Source organism: Thalassolituus hydrocarboniclasticus, assembly GCF_025345565.1.
GTDB classification, from domain to species: domain Bacteria; phylum Pseudomonadota; class Gammaproteobacteria; order Pseudomonadales; family Oceanobacteraceae; genus Venatoribacter; species Venatoribacter hydrocarboniclasticus.
The window spans coordinates 100,679-119,276 of sequence record NZ_CP054475.1 but is presented as its reverse complement, the minus strand read 5'-3'; the positions used below and the strand labels follow the sequence as shown (position 1 = coordinate 119,276).

General features: G+C 54.7%; 16 protein-coding genes and 1 tRNA gene. 11 read left to right on the top strand and 6 right to left on the bottom strand.

Annotation, left to right across the window (positions count from 1 at the left end; all coding sequences use genetic code 11):
- Positions 1-8: 8 nt before the first annotated feature.
- Entirely contained in the window at positions 9-1,820 is a 1,812-nt protein-coding gene (typA, locus tag HUF19_RS00530) for a translational GTPase TypA (protein WP_260998026.1), read from the top strand.
- 179 nt (positions 1,821-1,999) lie between these two features.
- On the top strand, positions 2,000-2,740 hold the full coding sequence (locus HUF19_RS00525) for a substrate-binding periplasmic protein (RefSeq protein WP_260998025.1): 741 nt from the start codon (positions 2,000-2,002) through the stop codon (positions 2,738-2,740).
- 86 nt (positions 2,741-2,826) lie between these two features.
- Here HUF19_RS00525 and HUF19_RS00520 read toward each other — a convergent pair whose 3' ends face one another.
- From HUF19_RS00520 to HUF19_RS00505, 4 genes are all read right to left on the bottom strand, one after another.
- A complete protein-coding gene (locus tag HUF19_RS00520) occupies positions 2,827-4,089 on the bottom strand; it encodes a malic enzyme-like NAD(P)-binding protein (RefSeq protein ID WP_260998024.1) in 1,263 nt (420 codons plus the stop codon).
- A gap of 147 nt (positions 4,090-4,236) precedes the next feature.
- Entirely contained in the window at positions 4,237-5,568 is a 1,332-nt protein-coding gene (locus tag HUF19_RS00515; protein WP_260998023.1) for a HAMP domain-containing sensor histidine kinase, read from the bottom strand.
- 26 nt (positions 5,569-5,594) lie between these two features.
- Positions 5,595-6,293 (bottom strand): response regulator, encoded by a 699-nt coding sequence (locus tag HUF19_RS00510; RefSeq protein ID WP_260998022.1) that lies wholly within the window; start codon positions 6,291-6,293, stop codon positions 5,595-5,597.
- A gap of 90 nt (positions 6,294-6,383) precedes the next feature.
- Positions 6,384-7,400, bottom strand: coding sequence for an AI-2E family transporter (locus tag HUF19_RS00505; RefSeq protein ID WP_260998021.1), 1,017 nt, complete (start codon positions 7,398-7,400; stop codon positions 6,384-6,386).
- Positions 7,401-7,538: 138 nt separating this feature from the next.
- Between HUF19_RS00505 and HUF19_RS00500 the strand changes: the two genes are divergently transcribed.
- The 4 genes from HUF19_RS00500 (at position 7,539) to HUF19_RS00485 (ending at position 11,152) form a co-directional block, all read left to right on the top strand.
- A tRNA-Leu gene (locus HUF19_RS00500) sits at positions 7,539-7,623 on the top strand.
- 19 nt (positions 7,624-7,642) lie between these two features.
- On the top strand, positions 7,643-7,981 hold the full coding sequence (locus HUF19_RS00495) for a CidA/LrgA family protein (protein WP_260998020.1): 339 nt from the start codon (positions 7,643-7,645) through the stop codon (positions 7,979-7,981).
- Positions 7,978-8,661, top strand: a complete 684-nt coding sequence (locus HUF19_RS00490) for an LrgB family protein (protein ID WP_260998019.1) — start codon at positions 7,978-7,980, stop codon at positions 8,659-8,661. Before HUF19_RS00495 ends, HUF19_RS00490 begins: the two co-directional genes overlap by 4 nt.
- 43 nt (positions 8,662-8,704) lie before the next feature.
- Positions 8,705-11,152: a PAS domain-containing hybrid sensor histidine kinase/response regulator gene (locus HUF19_RS00485; protein ID WP_260998018.1), complete on the top strand. Its 2,448-nt coding sequence runs from the start codon at positions 8,705-8,707 to the stop codon at positions 11,150-11,152.
- A gap of 6 nt (positions 11,153-11,158) precedes the next feature.
- Here the strand turns inward: HUF19_RS00485 and nudE are convergent, their stop codons facing one another.
- Positions 11,159-11,725 carry an ADP compounds hydrolase NudE gene (gene nudE, locus HUF19_RS00480; RefSeq protein ID WP_260998017.1) on the bottom strand — a complete coding sequence of 189 codons (567 nt, stop codon included), beginning with the start codon at positions 11,723-11,725 and terminating at the stop codon, positions 11,159-11,161.
- 44 nt (positions 11,726-11,769) lie between these two features.
- Here nudE and yrfG point away from each other — a divergent pair, with 44 nt between their 5' ends.
- The 4 genes from yrfG (at position 11,770) to HUF19_RS00460 (ending at position 15,431) form a co-directional block, all read left to right on the top strand.
- Positions 11,770-12,426 carry a GMP/IMP nucleotidase gene (yrfG, locus tag HUF19_RS00475; protein ID WP_260998016.1) on the top strand — a complete coding sequence of 219 codons (657 nt, stop codon included), beginning with the start codon at positions 11,770-11,772 and terminating at the stop codon, positions 12,424-12,426.
- A 3-nt stretch (positions 12,427-12,429) separates the two neighbouring features.
- Entirely contained in the window at positions 12,430-12,828 is a 399-nt protein-coding gene (gene hslR / locus HUF19_RS00470; RefSeq protein ID WP_260998015.1) for a ribosome-associated heat shock protein Hsp15, read from the top strand.
- A gap of 1 nt (position 12,829) precedes the next feature.
- Complete coding sequence (gene hslO, locus HUF19_RS00465; RefSeq protein ID WP_260998014.1) at positions 12,830-13,687, top strand: Hsp33 family molecular chaperone HslO; 858 nt, start codon at positions 12,830-12,832, stop codon at positions 13,685-13,687.
- 205 nt (positions 13,688-13,892) lie between these two features.
- Entirely contained in the window at positions 13,893-15,431 is a 1,539-nt protein-coding gene (locus tag HUF19_RS00460) for a phosphoenolpyruvate carboxykinase (RefSeq protein WP_260998013.1), read from the top strand.
- A gap of 67 nt (positions 15,432-15,498) precedes the next feature.
- Here HUF19_RS00460 and HUF19_RS00455 read toward each other — a convergent pair whose 3' ends face one another.
- Positions 15,499-16,656 (bottom strand): helix-turn-helix transcriptional regulator, encoded by a 1,158-nt coding sequence (locus HUF19_RS00455; RefSeq protein WP_260998012.1) that lies wholly within the window; start codon positions 16,654-16,656, stop codon positions 15,499-15,501.
- Between the two features lie 278 nt (positions 16,657-16,934).
- On the opposite strand from HUF19_RS00455, the gene HUF19_RS00450 reads away from it, so the two are divergent.
- A complete protein-coding gene (locus tag HUF19_RS00450) occupies positions 16,935-18,521 on the top strand; it encodes a hypothetical protein (protein ID WP_260998011.1) in 1,587 nt (528 codons plus the stop codon).
- Positions 18,522-18,598 lie beyond the last annotated feature (77 nt).

Here is an 18,598-nt window from a genome sequence, read left to right as displayed (position 1 = left end):
CCATTCTTGTGATCGACAACCTCAGAAACATCGCCATCATCGCGCACGTTGACCATGGCAAAACCACCCTGGTCGACAAACTGCTCGAGCAGTCCGGCACTCTGGACCGCAAAGATCAGGGCGGCGAGCGGGTCATGGACTCCAACGACCAGGAAAAAGAGCGTGGTATTACCATTCTGGCGAAGAATACCGCTATTAAATGGAACGACTACCGCATCAACATCGTTGACACCCCAGGACACGCCGACTTCGGTGGTGAAGTGGAACGGGTTATGTCGATGGTTGACTCCGTCTGCCTGCTGGTAGACGCCGTTGACGGTCCGATGCCGCAGACCCGCTTCGTAACCCAGAAAGCCTTCGAACGTGGCCTGCGCCCGATCGTGGTTATTAACAAAATCGACCGCCCGGGCGCCCGTCCTGACTGGGTAATGGACGAAATCTTCGACCTGTTCGACCGCCTCGGCGCAACCGAAGAACAGCTCGACTTCCCGGTCGTATATGCCTCTGCCCTGAATGGTATCGCTGGTCTGGATCCTGACAATATGGCAGACGACATGTCTCCCCTGTTCCAGATGATCGTTGATCACGTATCTCCGCCACCGGTTGACCTTGACGGTCCGTTCCAGATGCAGATTTCCGCTCTGGATTACGACAGCTACGTCGGCGTTATCGGTGTTGGCCGTATCGCCCGCGGCAAACTGAAGCCAGGGACCGATGTACAGATCATCTCTGCCGAAGGTAAAACCCGCAAGGGCCGCGTACTGGAAGTTAAAGGCTTCCATGGCCTGCAGCGCGTACCGGTTACCGAAGCCAATGCCGGCGACATCGTCTGTATTTCCGGTATCGACGGCCTGAGCATCTCCGACACTCTGTGTGATCCTTCTAAAGTAGAAGCATTACCAGCACTGACCGTGGATGAGCCAACCGTATCCATGACCTTCCAGGTGAACGACTCTCCGTTCGCTGGCCGTGAAGGTAAGTTCGTCACCAGCCGTAATATCAAAGACCGTCTGGAAAAAGAACTGATCCACAACGTGGCGCTGCGTGTTGAGCCAGGCGACACTCCGGAAAAATTCAAAGTATCCGGTCGTGGTGAACTGCATCTGTCCGTTCTGATTGAAACCATGCGCCGCGAAGGCTTCGAGATGGGTATCTCCAAGCCGGAAGTTGTGCAGAAAGAAATCGACGGTGAGATCCAGGAGCCTTACGAACAGGTTGTGATCGATATCGAAGAAGACCATCAGGGTTCCATCATGGAAGAGATGGGTAACCGTCGCGCCGAGATGACCAACATGGTTCCGGATGGCAAAGGCCGTGTGCGTCTTGAGTTCATCATGCCAGCCCGTGGCCTGATCGGTTTCCGTGGTCTGTTTATGACCATGACTTCCGGTACCGGCATCCTGACCAACATCTTCGACCATTACGGTCCGGTTCAGACCGGTCTGACCTCTACCCGTCACAACGGCGTACTGGTATCGATGGTTCCGGGTAAGATTCTGGGCTATGCCCTGTTCACCCTGCAGGAACGTGGCCGTCTGTTCGTATCTCCGGGTCTGGAAGTGTACGAAGGCATGATCGTTGGTCTGCACAGCCGTGACAACGACCTGGTGGTAAACCCAACCAAGGCCAAGCAGCTGACTAACGTGCGTGCATCAGGTACCGATGAAGCCATCAACCTGACACCGCCGGTTAAGCACACGCTGGAACAGGCTCTGGAATTTATCGAAGACGACGAACTGGTGGAAGTAACCCCAACCAGCATCCGTCTGCGTAAGAAGTTCCTGACCGAAAACGAACGTAAGCGCGCCAAAAAAGGCTGATGCCCGTTCTGCCGGCTCTGCTTCAGGGCCGGCATCTCCTTCCTTCTGTTTTATCCTCAGGCACTACGTGCAAATCGTATAAATCCGGTTATCCTGAAGCTGTTGTCGGACAGGGTTGACTGATTATGTTGTTTGTTTTGCGCTTATTTTCACACGCACTGCCAGTCCTGATGGTCAGTATGCTGACTTTTTTCAGCATTCCGGCTTACAGTGCTGAATCTGTGCGCGTCGGCTGTGGCGACTCCATTCCCCCGTACGTTATCCGCCAGAATGAACGCGGCATTGTGCTCGATATCCTGCGCCGGGCACTGCAGACACAGAATAAAACCATCAACGTCAGCTATAACAGTAACGCCAATAACATTGCCGCCTTTAATAAAGGCGAGCTGGATATCGCCTGCATTACCAGCTCTTCCGCCTCTCCCGGCGCACTGTTTTCCCGCCAGCCATTAATCGTGTTCCAGAATGTGGCCATCAGCCTGAGTAAACGCAACCTGTCCCTGACCGATATCCCCAGCCTGGGAGACTACCGTATTACTGCCTTCAATCTGGCCAGTCAGCTGTTGCCGGATAATTTTGCCGCAGAGGCTGCACGCAGCCCGGCCTATCAGGAGCTGGCCGAGCAGCAGAAACAGGTTGAGGCGCTGTTTAGTGGTGAGACCGACGTGATTATTCTGGAGCAGACCATCTTCCGTTATTACCTCAGCCAGCTGCGCCGCAACCACCCGAACAGCCCTGTTTATCAGCAGCAATACCAATACCACGACCTGTTTGAACCAACCTATTACTATGCCGCGTTCCACAGCAAGCAGCTGCGCGACGCCTTTGATATCGGTATGGAAATCCTGATCGACAGCGGCGAGCAGGATAAAATTCTGCAACGCTATGAACGCCTGCTGGCTGATTATCTGATCCGCTGACCTGCCCGCTGCCGATATTCCGGTAAGAGGCAAAACGCAGACATAAAAAAACCCGGCATGGCCGGGTTTTTTTATGAGCAGATATCTCAGATATCAGCCAGAGTCTTCAGCGGGTAGTTAGCCGGGAATGGCTTACGTGCCACACCGGTATCAACCGCAGCCTGAGCCACTGCTGAAGATACTGCGCCCAGCAGACGGGTATCAACGGCTTTAGGAATGATGTACTCACGACCGAATTCCAGAGATTCCAGACCGTAGGCATCCAGAACTTCCTGAGTTACAGGCTCTTTTGCCAGGCCAGCCAGTGCTTTGGCAGCAGCCAGCTTCATTTCTTCGTTGATGCGCTTAGCACGTACGTCCAGAGCACCACGGAAGATGAATGGGAAGCCCAGTACGTTGTTTACCTGGTTAGGGTAGTCAGAACGGCCGGTTGCCATGATGGCATCAGGGCGGACTTCTTTAACGATTTCCGGCATGATTTCCGGAACCGGGTTAGCACAGGCGAAGATGATTGGGTTTTCAGCCATCAGCTTGATCTGTTCGCCGGTTACCATGTTAGGACCAGACAGACCCAGGAAGATGTCTGCGCCATTCAGGGCATCATCCACGGTGCGCTTGTCGGTCTCAACAGCGAACGCCTGCTTGTACTGGTTCAGGTCGGTACGACCGGAGTGGATCACACCATTACGGTCACACATAAAGATGTTTTCTGGCTTCATACCTGCCAGGATCAGCAGCTTGGTGCAGGAGATAGCTGCAGCGCCGGCACCCAGCACACACATAGTGGCGTCTTCGACTTTCTTGCCAACAATTTCCAGAGCATTCAGAGCACCGGCAACGGTTACGATCGCAGTACCGTGCTGGTCATCGTGGAATACCGGAATATCGCACTGCTCGATCAGAGTGCGTTCAATTTCAAAACACTCTGGTGCTTTGATGTCTTCCAGGTTGATGCCACCGAAAGTGATCGCGATGCGACGGACGGTATCAATAAAGGCCTGTGGGCTTTCAGACTCAACTTCGATGTCGATGGAGTCTACGCCGGCAAAGCGCTTGAACAGCAGGCTTTTACCTTCCATAACCGGCTTGGAAGCCAGAGGACCCAGATCACCCAGACCCAGAATTGCAGTACCGTCGGAAATCACAGCTACCAGATTCCCTTTGGCGGTGTACTTGTAAGCGTTTTCAGGATCAGCAGCGATTTCCTTAACGGGCTCGGCCACACCAGGGCTGTACGCCAGTGACAGATCACGCGAGGTCTGAGCAGGCTTGGTCAGCTCAACACTGATTTTGCCCGGCTTAGGGAACTGATGGTAATCCAGAGCTGCTTGCTTGAAATCTTGTGACATAGTACTTGTCCAGTCTCTTCACTTTATTTAAAAGCCAGCTGTGCCGCATCGTCCAGAACACAGGGGGCATAAGGGTCGTACTTTCTACCAAAAACCTATTGCTTTTTCCAGCTAATCCGGCGCTTCCCTCTTTTTAACTGAGCCAGATCAGGTTTGAGGCTGCACAGGCAGCCTCATGGTTACACGCAGACCGGGAGAACGGTTTTCGGCGCGAACGCTGCCGTCATGCAGCTCAACGATACGCTTTACCAGCGCCAGACCGATACCATAGCCTCCGGCAGCATGATCACGGGCGGAATCAACTTGGGTAAAAGGATCAAAAATCCGCAGCAATTCTTCCTCAGGAACGCCCGGTCCCTGATCCTGCACCCACAATTCTGCATATTCGGCGCGGACATCAACGCCGACAAACAGCTCTGAGCCCTGTGGTGCAAAACGGATGGCGTTACGCAGCAGGTTGTCGAAAGCACGCTCAACCAGCATCCAGTCCCAGTCACATGTCAGGGCAGCGGTGGGTTCTTTGAACACCAATTGCAGGTGTTTTTCTTCAAGCTCAACGTCGGCATTCTGCAGCCAGATCCGCAACTGTGCGCCAAGACCTGAGCGGCTTGTCTGCAGCTGCTGGCTGTCGGTTTGCTGCAGGCGCGCCAGATCGAGAATCTGCCCAACCAGGCCATCGACCTGACCAACGGCGCGTTCGATCCGGTCATGTTCTGCTGCCAGAATCTGCTGCTGATCTTTTTTGCGGGCAATACCAAGAGCAATCTGCAGGCGGGTTAATGGCGAACGTAATTCGTGGGATACATCGCGCAGCAGTTGCTGGTGACTGTGCAGCAGGCGCTGCAGAGCATCGGCCATATCCACCACTTCACTGGCCAGCATGCCGATTTCATCATGGCGGTGCAGATCCTGACGCAGCCCGGAGACATCGAAGTTGCCCTGCGCCAGCTGACGTACCGTACGCTGCAGACGACGGATAGGCCGGGTCAGACTCCACACCAGCACAAAGCACAGTAGGGTAACCACGACCACAATCGCCAGCGGTACCAGCCAGCGGTCTTCATTGTTCAGCACACTCTGCCATTCTTTACGGGCTACAGCGATATAGAGATAGCCCTGGCGCTGCAACGGCCCGATCATCAGCCAGCCGTCATTTTGTCCCCACAGAATCTGATCCGCTTCCCCCGCTTCATCGGCAAACTCTTCCAGATCGTGGGGCAGCTGGCTGATCATATCCACCGGCACAGCCACCAGATTCCAGCCAGGGCGCATCTTGCGCCACAGCTTACGGCTTTCAGCCACGATCGGCCGCTCGCGATCCATCATATGCACCAGGTGCATCGCTTCCGGCTGAGTTGCCGGGCGGAAGTAATCATCCTCAATCCACTCATTGGTCAGCACCGCTGCCCACATAGAAAGGAAAATCACCCCCCAGAACCAGAGGAAAATTTTAAAGAATAACGAGCGGTACCAGCGCATGCGCGAGCCTGTATTAGAAGGGATAATTATTCCGGACTGACCAGCATATAGCCACGCGAACGTACCGTTTTAATCCAGTCGGAATCATCGGCACGGCGGCCCAGTTTTTTACGCAGATTACTGACGTGCATATCAATCGAGCGGTCATAAGCCATCAGCGGACGACCCAGTGCGGCCAGTGACAGCGTGTCTTTATCCACCAGTTCACCAACGTGCTCCATCATGCAATGCAGTACGCCGAATTCGGCACCGGTAAGCGCCAGCTCGACACCATCCAGAGTTACGACCCGGCGCGTGGTGTTCAGCTGCAGCTCACCCACATTCAGCGTGGTGACCGTACCTTTGCCCGGCGGCTCGGCCGACAGGTCAATACGGCGAAACAGAGCCTTAATCCGCGCCACCAGTTCATGGTGGTGGTAGGGCTTGGGAATATAATCATCAGCACCATGCTCAAGACCGAGCACGCGGTCGACACTTTCGCCACGCGCGGTCAGCATAATCACCGGCAGGGAAGACTCGGTGCGCAGCTTTTTCAGCACTTCAAAGCCGTTCATTTTCGGCAGCATTACATCCAGCAACACCAGATCGTAATCGCCGCTTAAAGCCCGCTGCAGACCGGTTTCTCCGTCCTGCACGGCGGTCAGGGCAAAACCTTCCATCGACAGGTATTCCTGCAACAGCTCGCCCAGTTCGTAATCATCATCAACCAGCAGAATCGATTTCATCGCCATCCTCCGTTGCGCCCAGTCTAGCGCCGCCAGCCCGATGGCCGGCAGTGTTTTTACCCTTCTTTGCTCATGTACTCACTGCACCGCTCAGTGATCAAGCAGGGTCGCGATCCAGCGTGACTGCGGCCGGGTTTCCAGCGCGATTTTCACCACCATGGTCAGAGGTATGGACAGCAGCATACCTACCGGCCCGAGAATCCAGCCCCAGAACACCAGCGACAGAAACACCACCAGCGTCGACAACCCCAGCGAGCGCCCCATCAACCGCGGCTCAATCACATTGCCGAACAATGTATTCACCAGCACATAAACCCCGGCGGTCAGAAGAGCAGCACCTGGCCCGATCTGAATCAAGGCAATCAGCACCGCCGGAATGGCGGCAATAATAGAACCGATATTGGGGATGTAATTCAGCAGAAAAGCGACCAGCGCCCACAGCGCCCAGTAATCGACACCGATAAGCGCCAGTAACAGACCGACGGTCAGACCGGTACCGAAACTGACCACGGTTTTAATCATCAGATACTGCTGCACCGCTTCGGAAAAACGCTCAAAGTGGGCAAAGGCCTGAGTCTCTTCACCAAAAGCGCGCTTCACCTTGGCCGGAAAGCTGGACGCTTCAAGCAGAATAAAGATCACCGTGAACAGGATCAGGAAGGTGTTGGTCAGTACGCCGCCAAGACCATTAAACACCGAGGCCACCGTGCGCATCACGACGCCGGGGTTAACGTATTCGCGGATCACATTGTCGGCCACTTCCACGCCCAGACTGCGCAGCCAGGTCACACCATGACTGGTCAGCGTCTGTAACTTCTGCTCGTACAGCGGCATGTCTTTATAAAATGCCGTCAGCGTACCGCCGACAAAAGACGCCAGCATAGTGCCGAGCAGCAGGAAGCCAACCACCAGCAACAGAACCGCCAGAACTTCAGGCACTTTATGCCGGATCAGCCAGCGCAACAGCGGCGCACTGAGCACCGCGATAAATACCGCCAGTAAGAAAGGAACCAGCATCGCCGCCGCACTTTTAATGCCGGCAATTACAATCACCACGGCGGCAGCGCTCAGCAGGATACTGCTGGCCAGTCGGTTATCAGAAGGCATCGCCATTCCCTGTGTGCAAAAAAAGGCACCATACACGAGCGCCCCCCTGCAGCACCAGTACGACAATTTCCGTACCGCAAGCCGGGGAGCAGCCCTTGGCAAGTGCATCTGAGTTGTATAATATCCGCGCCCTGAATCGCGGAAGTGGTGAAATTGGTAGACACACTGGATTTAGGTTCCAGCGCTTCACGGCGTGAGAGTTCGAGTCTCTCCTTCCGCACCAACTTTTCAGGAGCAGACGCATGTCCGGCCTCCTTACCCTGCTGATCTTTCTGCTGCTGGGGTCTCTGTTACAAACACTGCTGCATCTTCCTGTTCCGGCATCCATTGTTGGTATGCTGCTGTTATTGCTGGCGCTGATTCTGCGCGGCAAAACACCGGATAATCTGCAGCGCATCACCCAGACGTTGTCCCCCTTACTGCCACTGTTTCTGATTCCTGTCAGTGTTGGCATCATCACCCAGAAACAATTGCTGGCCGAACATGGCCCGGCCCTGCTGATCATTCTTGCCGTCAGTCTTATTCCCGGTGCACTGGTCTGTGCGCTGATTATGCGCAAGGGAGGTAAATCAGGCTCATGACCCAACTGCTCAGCCTGCCATTATTCTGGGCCGCACTGACGATAGCGGCTTTCCTGGCCGGCCAACAACTCTATCGCCGCACAGGTAACAATGCCTTTATCCCACCGATTCTGACCGGGATTGTTCTGGTCGTTTCCTGTCTGGAATTAAGCGGCGTCTCTTACGTTACCTACATGCAGGGTGGCGATTACCTGCATCAGATGCTGGGACCGGTGGTGGTTATGCTGGCGGTGCCGCTGTATCAGTTTATTCATACCATGCGTAAACAATGGCTGCGTATCGCACTGGCCGTTACTCTGGGCAGTGGCACCACCGTAGCCTGTGCGGTGTTGCTGGCACACTTCTGGATTGGCGATGACGCCATCACCCGCACAATCAGTGCGAAATCCATTACCACGCCGGTTGCCGTCGCCATCAGTGAGCAGGTTGGTGGTATCAGTGCACTGGCCTCTGCTTTTGTTATCGTTACCGGTATTCTCGGAGCACTGATGATTCCACCCCTGCTGAAACTGCTGCGCATGGATGAACCCCAGACACTGGGTCTGACACTGGGCATCTGTGCCCACGCAATTGGCACCAGTCGTGCATTGGAGTTAGGGCCACAACAATCGGCTTATGCGGCAATGGCCATGACGCTCACGGCAACGCTGCATGCGCTGGTATTGCCTTGGATTGTCTGACCACAAGCATCTATTGTTAAGGGACTTCGGCAAAGGACGCACTATGAGCCGCCACATTAAATACCTCTGGATGCTCGCGCTGGCGTCAACGCTGATGATCACTGTTGTTACCGGCCTGATGCTGTATCTGTCTGAGGTAAAACACCAGCAGAATGAATTGCAGCGTCTGGCGGGCAATCTGCGGCAACAGTGGCAACTCAATCCCGGCAGTCTTCCCACAGCAGCAGAGCTCGGTTATCTGCGCAGTCAGGGACTGTCACTGCAAACCGGCACCCTGAGTGGCGATAACGTCAGTCTCCTGTTACCGCCACAGCCAGGTATCACTGACGCAGCGGTAATACAGGCCGCTCGCGGAATAGCCGGCCTGCAACAGACCACAGAGAAGCACCTCCCCTACCTGCTCTACCTGCAGCCGCTGACTGACAATCAGGGCATGGTTCTCAGTAAATCCCTCTCTCAGCTGCGCCAGCACTACCTGCGGGGCTGGATTGGCGCGGCTCTGGCAAATCTGGCCGTGATTATCGTTCTGTTCGCCGGTTTTCATCATATTGTCAGACCCTTGCGCGACCAGCTCGATCGTCAGAATCTGCAGCACAGCCTGAGCTGGGAGCATATGAGTGGCATTGCCGTACGCCTCAGTGCCCAGCAACTGATTCTTGATGCCAATCCGCGTTTTATGGAGTTGTTTGACAGCGACCGCGAGCAACGCTTATCGGCAATTCAGCCCGAAGAGGAACGTCCCCAGATCGCCCGCTATCTGCAGCAGGCACTGGAGAGCCGGACTCTGATCGATTTTGAATGCACACTGATCGGCCGCGACGGCGAAGAAAGCCGCTGGGCCCTGCATGCCCAACCCTGGCATCTGGGTGGACGTGACTACATCCTGCTGACCGGTGACGACATCACCAAGCGCCATCATATGGAAGGCAAGCTGCGCGCCGAACAACAGCGGGTAAGAGCCTATTTCGATTCCATGCAGACCCTGCTGCTGGTGTGCGATCAGCAGGGCAATATTCTGCGCATCAACCAGCCGGTGCAGGATCTGCTGCAGATGGACAGAAAGCAGCTGTCCAAACAACCGCTCAGTTATCTGCTGCCAAAAACCCATGCCGCACGCCTGAGCCATGACTGGCAGCAATTGCTGGGCAGTCACGCCGGCAGCCTGGCCTCAGAATTTCCGCTGGTGTCCGCCAGCGGCAAAGAATCAATCATCAGCTGGCGCCTGACCCGCATCAGCAACGGCAGTCATCAGGAAGTATTACTCGCTGGTCTCGACATTACCGAAGCCGTCGCCAACCAGCGCGCGCTGGAAGCGGCCAACGAGCGAATCCGCGAGGCGCTGGAGCAGGCAGAAAGCGCGAACCGCAGTAAATCGATTTTCCTGGCCAATATGAGCCATGAAATCCGCACGCCAATGAACGGCATTCTCGGCGCCAGCGAACTGCTGCTCGACTCAGCGCTGTCAGAAGATCAGCGTCATTATCTGGATATTATTCATAACTCATCCCATGCCCTGCTCGATATCATTAACGACATTCTCGATCTGTCGAAGATTGAGTCCGGCAACCTTGAGATCGAACAGATTGATTTCGACCTTAACCGCCTGATTACCGACATCTATCAGTTGTTTAACGAGCCTGTGCGGCGTAAAGGTTTATCGCTGGTCTATTACTACGACTCTGGCCTGCCCGCCAACTGGCGCGGCGATCCTAAACGGGTGCGCCAGATCATCACCAACCTGCTCAGCAATGCGCTGAAGTTTACCGAGAAAGGCCGCATTGAAATCCGCGTCAGCGGCCAACAGCAGGAAGACTTCCGCTATCTGCTGAGCATTGAGGTACGCGACAGTGGTATTGGCATTGCGCCCGATAAAACCGATCAGATTTTCTCGGCCTTCAAGCAGGCCGATACCAGCACCAGCCGCAAATATGGGGGGACTGGTCTGGGTCTGACCATCAGCCGCCATCTGGCCAGGGCCATGGACGGTGATATCAGCCTCAGCTCAGAAATCGGCCACGGCAGTACTTTTGTGCTGCAGTTATCGCTGCATGAAGGGCATATGCCGGAAGCCGTGAAGCAACCACCCGCTATAAAACAGGAACGCCGGCTGCTGGGGCGGGTACTGCTGGCAGAAGACAACAGCGTGAACCAGAGAATTGCTGAGCGCATGCTGAGCCGCTTAGGGCTGCAATGCACTACGGTGGCCAACGGCGAGCAGGCCATCACCGAAGTGCTGAGCCACGATTACGACCTGGTACTGATGGATGTAAACATGCCGGTGATGGATGGCATTACCGCGACGGAGCGTATCCGTGACCTCAGCAGCCATAAAAACCACATTCCGATCATCGCGCTGACCGCCAACGCCATGCTGGAAGACAAAGAGCGCTGCCTGGCCGCCGGCATGAACGGTTTTATCAGCAAGCCCATTAAACTCGACACCCTGGGCAAAGTGATTGCCGACTTCCTGCCTGCCAGTCATCACGCCTGAGCAGTCTCAGGCCAGCACTTCACCGTCAAAACGCCCGGCCAGAAATTCCTGCGCCAGTGCCAGCGCAGCAATCGCCCGGCCTTCGGTGCAGTCTTCGCGACTGTACAGTTCGTGCAGATTGTTCAGCTTCCACGGCACCAGTTCCAGCGGCTCCGGTTCATCACCTTCGAGCTTCGACTCGTACAGGTCGCGGGCCACCACCACATCGATACCACCACTCATATAGCTGGGTGACAGGCTGAGTTTTTTCAGGTGAATAAACTCCCGCGCGCCATAGCCGATTTCTTCCTGCAGCTCACGGTTGCAGGCATCACGCAGACTCTCGCCCAGATCAATGGCACCTTTTGGCAACGTGAGGGTGTAATCTTCAATTCCGCCCCCATATTCCCGGATCAGGGCAATCGTATCGTTATCCAGCAGTGCGACCAGCATCACTGCGCCGCTTCCTCCGGGCATCAGACGCTCATAGGTCCGCTCAACACCATTGCTGAAGCGCAGATCAAAAGATTCCACCCGGAACAAACGGCTCTGCGCCACCAGATGACGCTGCAAAATCTGTGGTTTTTTATGCATAACAGCCCTGTTTTAATAGACATTCCGATTGCGAGTATAACCCTATGAGCCTGACCAACTGGCAACAAATTGATACCGTGCTGCTGGACATGGATGGCACTCTGCTGGATCTGCATTTCGACAATTATTTCTGGCTCGACCACCTGCCGGCGGTCTACGCCCAGCAGCACGGTCTGAGCGAGGAAGAAGCACTGGCCGAGCTGAACAAAAGCTTTGTCGGCCTGCGCGGCACCCTCGACTGGTATTGCCTCGATTACTGGACCGAACTCACCGGCCTGCCGATCGCCGAGCTGAAGCGCGACGTACAGCATAAGATCGGTTTCCGCCCGCACGTACAGGATTTCCTCGCCCGCCTGAAACAGCTGGGCAAGCGCACCGTGATCGTCACCAACGCCCACCGTGACAGCGTAAACCTGAAAATGGAGCGAACCGGCCTTGATCAGCTGGTCGACCGCGTCATCAGCTCCCACGATTACCGCGAGCCGAAAGAAAGTCAGGCATTTTGGGATCACCTGCACCGTGATGAATGCTTCGATCCGGCCCGCACCCTGCTGATTGATGACAGCCAGCCTGTGCTAGAATCCGCCGCCCGCTGGGGCATCGCTTTCCTGCTGGCGATTTTCCATCCCGACAGCCAGAAAGAACCCAATACCGACAGCCGCTTCCCCGGCATTCATCATTTTGATGAGCTGGATTTTTAAGATATGACTGACAACAAAGAAAAGATCCGTCTCGACAAATGGCTCTGGGCCGCACGCTTTTTTAAAACCCGCGCACTGGCCAAGGCCGCCATTGAAGGCGGCAAGGTGCATGTCGACGGCCAGCGCTGCAAGGTCAGCAAAACCGCCGAACTGGGTGCCCGCCTCAATATCCGTCAGGGCTTCGACCAGAAAGAAGTGCTGATCACCGCGCTGTCCGATCAGCGCCGTGGCGCACCGGAAGCCCGGTTGTTGTACGAAGAAACCCCGGAAAGCATTAAACAGCGCATGGATGAAAGCGAACGGCGGCGCATTATGAAAGCCTCCATGCAGGTGCCCGACCACAAACCCAACAAGAAAGAGCGCCGCGATATGCGCCGCTTTGAGCACAACCAGGATTACTGATATGAGCAATACCAGCCGCGATACACTGCAGCGTTTCAGCTTCGACAACACCGACATCCGCGGTGAGATTACCCACCTGCAGGACAGCTACCGCGAAGTGCTGCGCCGCCACCAGTACCCGCCGCGCATTGCCATTGCCGTCGGTGAACTGATGGCCGCGACCGCTCTGCTCAGCGCCAGCCTGAAATTTGCCGGGCGCCTGACCCTGCAGATGCGCCTGCCGGGCAACGTCACCTTACTGCAGGCTGAAACCAACGAAAAAGGCCAGCTGCGCGCCATCGCCCGTTACGATGAGAGCGCCGGCGACAGCGAACTGCGCTTTGACGATGGTCAGCTGGTGATCACCATTGAACCGGAACAGGGCCAGCGCTATCAGGGCATTGTCAGCATTAATGGCGGCAATATCGCCCAGGCGCTGGAAGAGTACTTCACTCAGTCTGAACAGCTCGGCAGCCACTTCTGGCTGGCCTGTGACGGTCAGACCGCCGCCGCGCTGATGCTGCAGAAAATGCCGACGCCCGCCGGTCAGGTCACCGATACCGATGCCTGGGACAGGGTCAGCCACCTGGCCTCCACCATCCGTAACGACGAACTGCTGGGACTGGATGCCGCCACCGTACTGCACCGCCTGTTCCACGAGGAGCAGACCCGTATTTACCCGACCTCAGAGCTGAGCTTCTTCTGCACCTGCTCCAAGCCACGCATCGCCAACGCCCTGCATCAGATGGGTTACGACGAGCTGAACAGCATGATTGAAGAAAACGGCAAGATCGATATCACCTGTGAGTTTTGCCAGCAGAACTACGTCTTCGACCGGCCGCAGGTCGAGGAACTGTTTCCGGAACGCAAACCACACTGAGGCAGACACGGGGTCCCCGTCAGGGGACTTTTCGGGACAGCCATTTCACCGCAAAAGACAGGGCTTAGCGTTTAACCAATTTTCTGGCATAATCACGCGCCTTCAACTTTGGGTTCGCCCGTGTACCCTCAGGGCGGTATAGAGAACATCAGAGTATGGCCACAAGCCGTGCGCTAATTATGAGGACCCGTTTGGGCACCGATATATGACCACTGTTTACACCGATTTATCGACACCGTTACTGGTAGAACAAGCAATCCTGCGTGGCGAAGGCCAGCTGCAGGACAACGGCGCACTGGTTGTTGAAACCGGTATCCGTACCGGCCGTTCTCCGATGGACCGCTTCATCGTCGAAGAGCCAAGCAGCAAAGACGCCATCGACTGGGGTAACATCAACCGCCCATTCGACGCCGACAAGTTCGATGCTCTGTGGGAACGCGTGGAAGAGTATCTGGCCCAGCACGACAGCTTCGTGTCACACGTACACGTGGGTTCTGATCCGCAGCATTACCTGCCGGTTAAAATGACCACTCAGACTGCCTGGCAGAACCTGTTTGGCCGCAACCTGTTTATCCGTCCGGAAAGCTACAACCCTTCTGACAAAGAAGAGTGGCAGATCCTGAACGTACCGGGTTTCGAATGTGTTCCTGAGCGTGACGGCACCAACTCCGACGGCGCAGTTATCCTGAACTTCGCCCAGCGCAAAGTACTGCTGGCCGGTATGCGTTACGCCGGTGAAATGAAGAAAGCCATGTTCGGCGTGCAGAACTTCCTGCTGCCGGAAAAAGACGTGCTGCCAATGCACTGCTCCGCCAACGTTGGCGATGACGGCGACACCTGTCTGTTCTTCGGTCTGTCCGGTACCGGTAAGACCACCCTGTCTGCTGACCCTGAGCGTTTCCTGATTGGTGACGACGAGCACGGCTGGGGCAAAGGCACCGTATTCAACATCGAAGGCGGCTGCTACGCGAAAACCATCGATCTGTCTCAGAAAAACGAGCCGATCATCTGGAACGCCATCAAATTCGGCGCCATCGTTGAAAACGTTGTGATCGATCCGGTTACCCGTGTTGCCGATTACACCGACGTTTCCAAAACCGAAAACACCCGTTGCGCCTACCCGCTGGAGCACGTTGAAAAACGCGTTCTGGAAAACATGGCCGGCGAACCTAAAGCGGTTATCTTCCTGACCTGTGATATGACCGGTGTACTGCCACCTGTTTCTATCCTGACCAAAGAACAGGCGGCTTACCACTTCCTGTCCGGTTACACCGCACTGGTTGGTTCTACCGAGATGGGCGGCAGCAAAGGTCTGAAGTCTACTTTCTCTACCTGCTTCGGCGCGCCATTCTTCCCACGTCCGGCTGGCGAATACGCGGAACTGCTGATCAAGCGCGTTACCGAATTCGACTCTCAGGTTTATCTGGTTAACACCGGCTGGACTGGCGGCGCTAACGGTGCCGGCGGTGAGCGTTTCAGCATCCCGACGACCCGTGCAGTGATCTCTGCAATCCAGAACGGCAAACTGCGCGGCGTTGAAACCGAGACTGTCCCTGTGTTCAACCTGCTGGTTCCTAAGACTCTGGAAGGCGTTGACAGCAAACTGCTGAACCCACGCAACACCTGGGCCGATGCCGACAAGTACGACGAAGCTGCCCGCAATCTGGCTGCCCAGTTTGTGGAAAACTTCAAAAAGTACGATGTCTCTGACGCCATCGTTGCTGCTGGCCCGCAGCTGGATTAATTCCTGCTTAGCGGCCAATAAAAAACGGGAGCTTCGGCTCCCGTTTTTTATTGTTTTTATGCCGGCATTAACCGCCCGGTTGATATTCCTGCGCGCCGCCAGTCAGCGGCATCATGGTCTGAATAATAATCCGGATAACATCCTGCTGCGTATTCACCCCCAGCTTGTAAAACACCGACTTCAGCTGGCTGCGGACGGTTTCCAGCGCAGTACCATTATGTTCTGCAATATCTGCCAGCTTAAGTCCGTTCACCAGGCATAACGTCACCTGAGCTTCAGCATTGGTCAGAGCAAAAACATCCGCTATCTGTGCCGCCGAAATATTCATCTGCCCGCCGGGATCACTGATATATACCCTGGCACAACGCTCTTCATCCGGCACAGTAAAATGACTTCCCGGCTCCTGCACCGAAGAAATAAACAATACTAACGGGAAGGAGGCATGCGGATGAGAAAATGAAACGGTTCTCACCGCAGCGGCTGACTCAGAGCGATGATGCAAAGCATCCAGCACATCCTGCAGAGCTGAATCCAGCTGCTTCTGACTTTCGCGGCTATGTGCCTGTAATTTATCTTCGGCCAACGACAATCCTTTATGTCTGCCGAGCACATGTTGCGCCACTGAATTGCAGAATTTTACCGTGCCATCCTGACCCACCAGCAACATGCCCATCGGAATTTTAGATACCAGCGACATCATATTACGGGCTTCACTGCGGGCATTGCCTAACTCGCGCTGAATCAGAACCGCACGGCAGATATGCGGAGAAATCAGCCGCAGAATATTGGTTTCGTTGTTGCTGTAACCCGGCGCATTCAGCGATCGGTGCACTGCCATACCAATACGGATATCACTGTCTTTGTGTAAATCAACAACCGAGATATGGCCAATATCGGCAGGCTTCAGAATAAACTGATAATACGAAGGGTTATTCTGTTTAAGCTCCTGCGAGGGCAAAATAGTGACATCATTAATTTTGGTTTTTACCAGTGAAAACGTATTGTCGTAGCGCCCAAGCCCGGCATTATAAGCAACAGCAAGAATCCGGCTGATGCCATAAATACTGATAATCTGCCGGTTACCGGACTTCTGATTTTCGATGATGAGAACACTGGATTTTGACCCGGTAAGCTGACAGAGTTTTGCCATCACCACTTCCCAGTGCCCGGGCTTATACGAGGCTTCATAAATATCCCCGACAAAATCCAGTAAATCTTCCTGCATAACAACTCCAGACAACGGGCAAGGCCAGATAGCAGACGTATTCCGGTTAAGCCCTGATAAATTTCCTGACATTGCTGCAGCAGAATATATTCATACGGCTATCGCTATCAGATTTCATAAATATCAGTCATAAAAGAATACCCGCTCACATCGTCCTGTCCACCCATATCCCCCATATGGGGGATGCCGGTTCAGACTATGCGGGTAATGATATCGGCAGAACGGCTGTTGGCAGATGATCTGCCAATGTTGATATCGAATAAATAAGGAATTCGGCCATGAAATTATTACCTCTTATATTTGTCTCCGGCTGCAGCCTTCTCACCGCCTGTGGTGGCGGTGGCGGCGGTAGTGGTGACAGTGACAACGATGATGACAACAGCACGCCGGTGAATACCGCATTATTCGTTGATTCAGGCGTAGCCGGGCTGAATTACAGTTCGCCCAGCTATCAGGGCACGACCAATACGCTGGGCGCTTTCCCGTATGAACCGGGCGAAACCACCACCTTCAGTTTTGAAGGCCTGACTCTCGGCAGCATCACTATTCCTGCAGGCACCGGCACCCTGACACCACTGGATTTATTCAACACCACCGATATGAATGATCAGCGGGTGAAAAATACGCTGGTGCTGTTACAAAACCTCGATAGCGATGGCAACCCGCAAAACGGTATTACATTGCAGCCATTTCCTCAGGGCAGCGAAGCGGATATTTCCGGGTTGGATTTAGCCGCTGATTCGGCCGATTTCAGCAGCGCGTTACTCAGTGCCGCTTTTCCTTATACACCCGAACTTGAGCTGATCTCCGAAGAAGATGCTCTGGCTCACTTCGAACAAAGCCTCATCGCTATTAATGCCGGACTGCAACTGACCGGCACCTGGCTGGAGCGTAATGACAACGGTGAAATCCGCTACAAATATACCTACGAAAGTAATGGCAATATGACTGCGGTCAGTTATTCAAACTGCACTGACGACGACTTTTACCGTGCACCAACTGAAGCATCCGTAAAACGTAATTGTCGTGTTTCCAGCGCCTCCTACACCTATGAGTTTTCTGAGCGGGTGCTTACCATCTACAGCAATGGTGAATTCGCCGATCGCTGCACCGTGCTGCGCTCCAGTGAGTACGCCTACGATGCCACCTGTACCACCGATGAGTTTATCCACCTGGAACGCGTCATTACTGAACTGAGCGACAACCTGATTGCCGACAACTACCGGCTGGTCACGGTTGGCAGCAGCAGTTTCGGTGAACTTAAATTCGACAAGGTAAACGGCACCGGCTCCTACCAGAGCTATACAGATGGCATCGCCGGCAGTGGCAACACCGATTCCGGTACTTTTACCTGGTCTGCATCAGGCAACACACTGACCTACTCTGGTACTCACAAAGACGGCGTTACCACCTTCTCCGACACCCTGACCCTGAAAAGCAATAACGCCGGAATCCGTGGTGCACTGGTGACTACCTCTGCCGCAGAGGAAGGTACAACCCAGCTGTTGATTCCTTACTTTGACAGCAGTCTCGCCGCTAACTTTTTTAGTCAATCGTTATATGGGATTTACGATGCTGTCAGTGGCGTCTGTCTGGCGGTTTACAGCGGTGGAGCAAAACTGGACAACGCTGGCAACAACGATATCTGCAAATACGATCCGGATGACCTCGGCGACACCCCAGCCTCCATTAACTTCACCGAGCGTCATGGCTCACTGGTACTGAGCGAAGACGGTGAAGCTGATATTTGCTGGCCTGTTTCGCGCATTATCACCTCCGAAAATGGCAGCTACACCCTGATGGCCTGCTCACCGGATAATGGCGGCCCGGACAGTTTTAACTACCAGCTCTGGTACACGCTGTAATTGTCAGATAACTGAAAAAACGGGAGCTTCGGCTCCCGTTTTTTATTGCTTTTGACAAGCGTCACAACTGCATCTTC

Coding starts and splice junctions, on each gene's coding strand:
- HUF19_RS00525 (WP_260998025.1), top strand. CDS start 2,000: ATGCTGACTTTTTTCAGCATTCCGGCTTACAGTGCTGAATCTGTGCGC.
- HUF19_RS00495 (WP_260998020.1), top strand. CDS start 7,643: ATGTCCGGCCTCCTTACCCTGCTGATCTTTCTGCTGCTGGGGTCTCTG.
- yrfG (WP_260998016.1), top strand. CDS start 11,770: ATGAGCCTGACCAACTGGCAACAAATTGATACCGTGCTGCTGGACATG.
- HUF19_RS00520 (WP_260998024.1), bottom strand. CDS start 4,089: ATGTCACAAGATTTCAAGCAAGCAGCTCTGGATTACCATCAGTTCCCT.
- HUF19_RS00485 (WP_260998018.1), top strand. CDS start 8,705: ATGAGCCGCCACATTAAATACCTCTGGATGCTCGCGCTGGCGTCAACG.
- HUF19_RS00490 (WP_260998019.1), top strand. CDS start 7,978: ATGACCCAACTGCTCAGCCTGCCATTATTCTGGGCCGCACTGACGATA.
- HUF19_RS00455 (WP_260998012.1), bottom strand. CDS start 16,656: ATGCAGGAAGATTTACTGGATTTTGTCGGGGATATTTATGAAGCCTCG.
- HUF19_RS00460 (WP_260998013.1), top strand. CDS start 13,893: ATGACCACTGTTTACACCGATTTATCGACACCGTTACTGGTAGAACAA.
- nudE (WP_260998017.1), bottom strand. CDS start 11,725: ATGCATAAAAAACCACAGATTTTGCAGCGTCATCTGGTGGCGCAGAGC.
- HUF19_RS00515 (WP_260998023.1), bottom strand. CDS start 5,568: ATGCGCTGGTACCGCTCGTTATTCTTTAAAATTTTCCTCTGGTTCTGG.
- HUF19_RS00450 (WP_260998011.1), top strand. CDS start 16,935: ATGAAATTATTACCTCTTATATTTGTCTCCGGCTGCAGCCTTCTCACC.
- hslR (WP_260998015.1), top strand. CDS start 12,430: ATGACTGACAACAAAGAAAAGATCCGTCTCGACAAATGGCTCTGGGCC.
- HUF19_RS00505 (WP_260998021.1), bottom strand. CDS start 7,400: ATGCCTTCTGATAACCGACTGGCCAGCAGTATCCTGCTGAGCGCTGCC.
- hslO (WP_260998014.1), top strand. CDS start 12,830: ATGAGCAATACCAGCCGCGATACACTGCAGCGTTTCAGCTTCGACAAC.
- HUF19_RS00510 (WP_260998022.1), bottom strand. CDS start 6,293: ATGAAATCGATTCTGCTGGTTGATGATGATTACGAACTGGGCGAGCTG.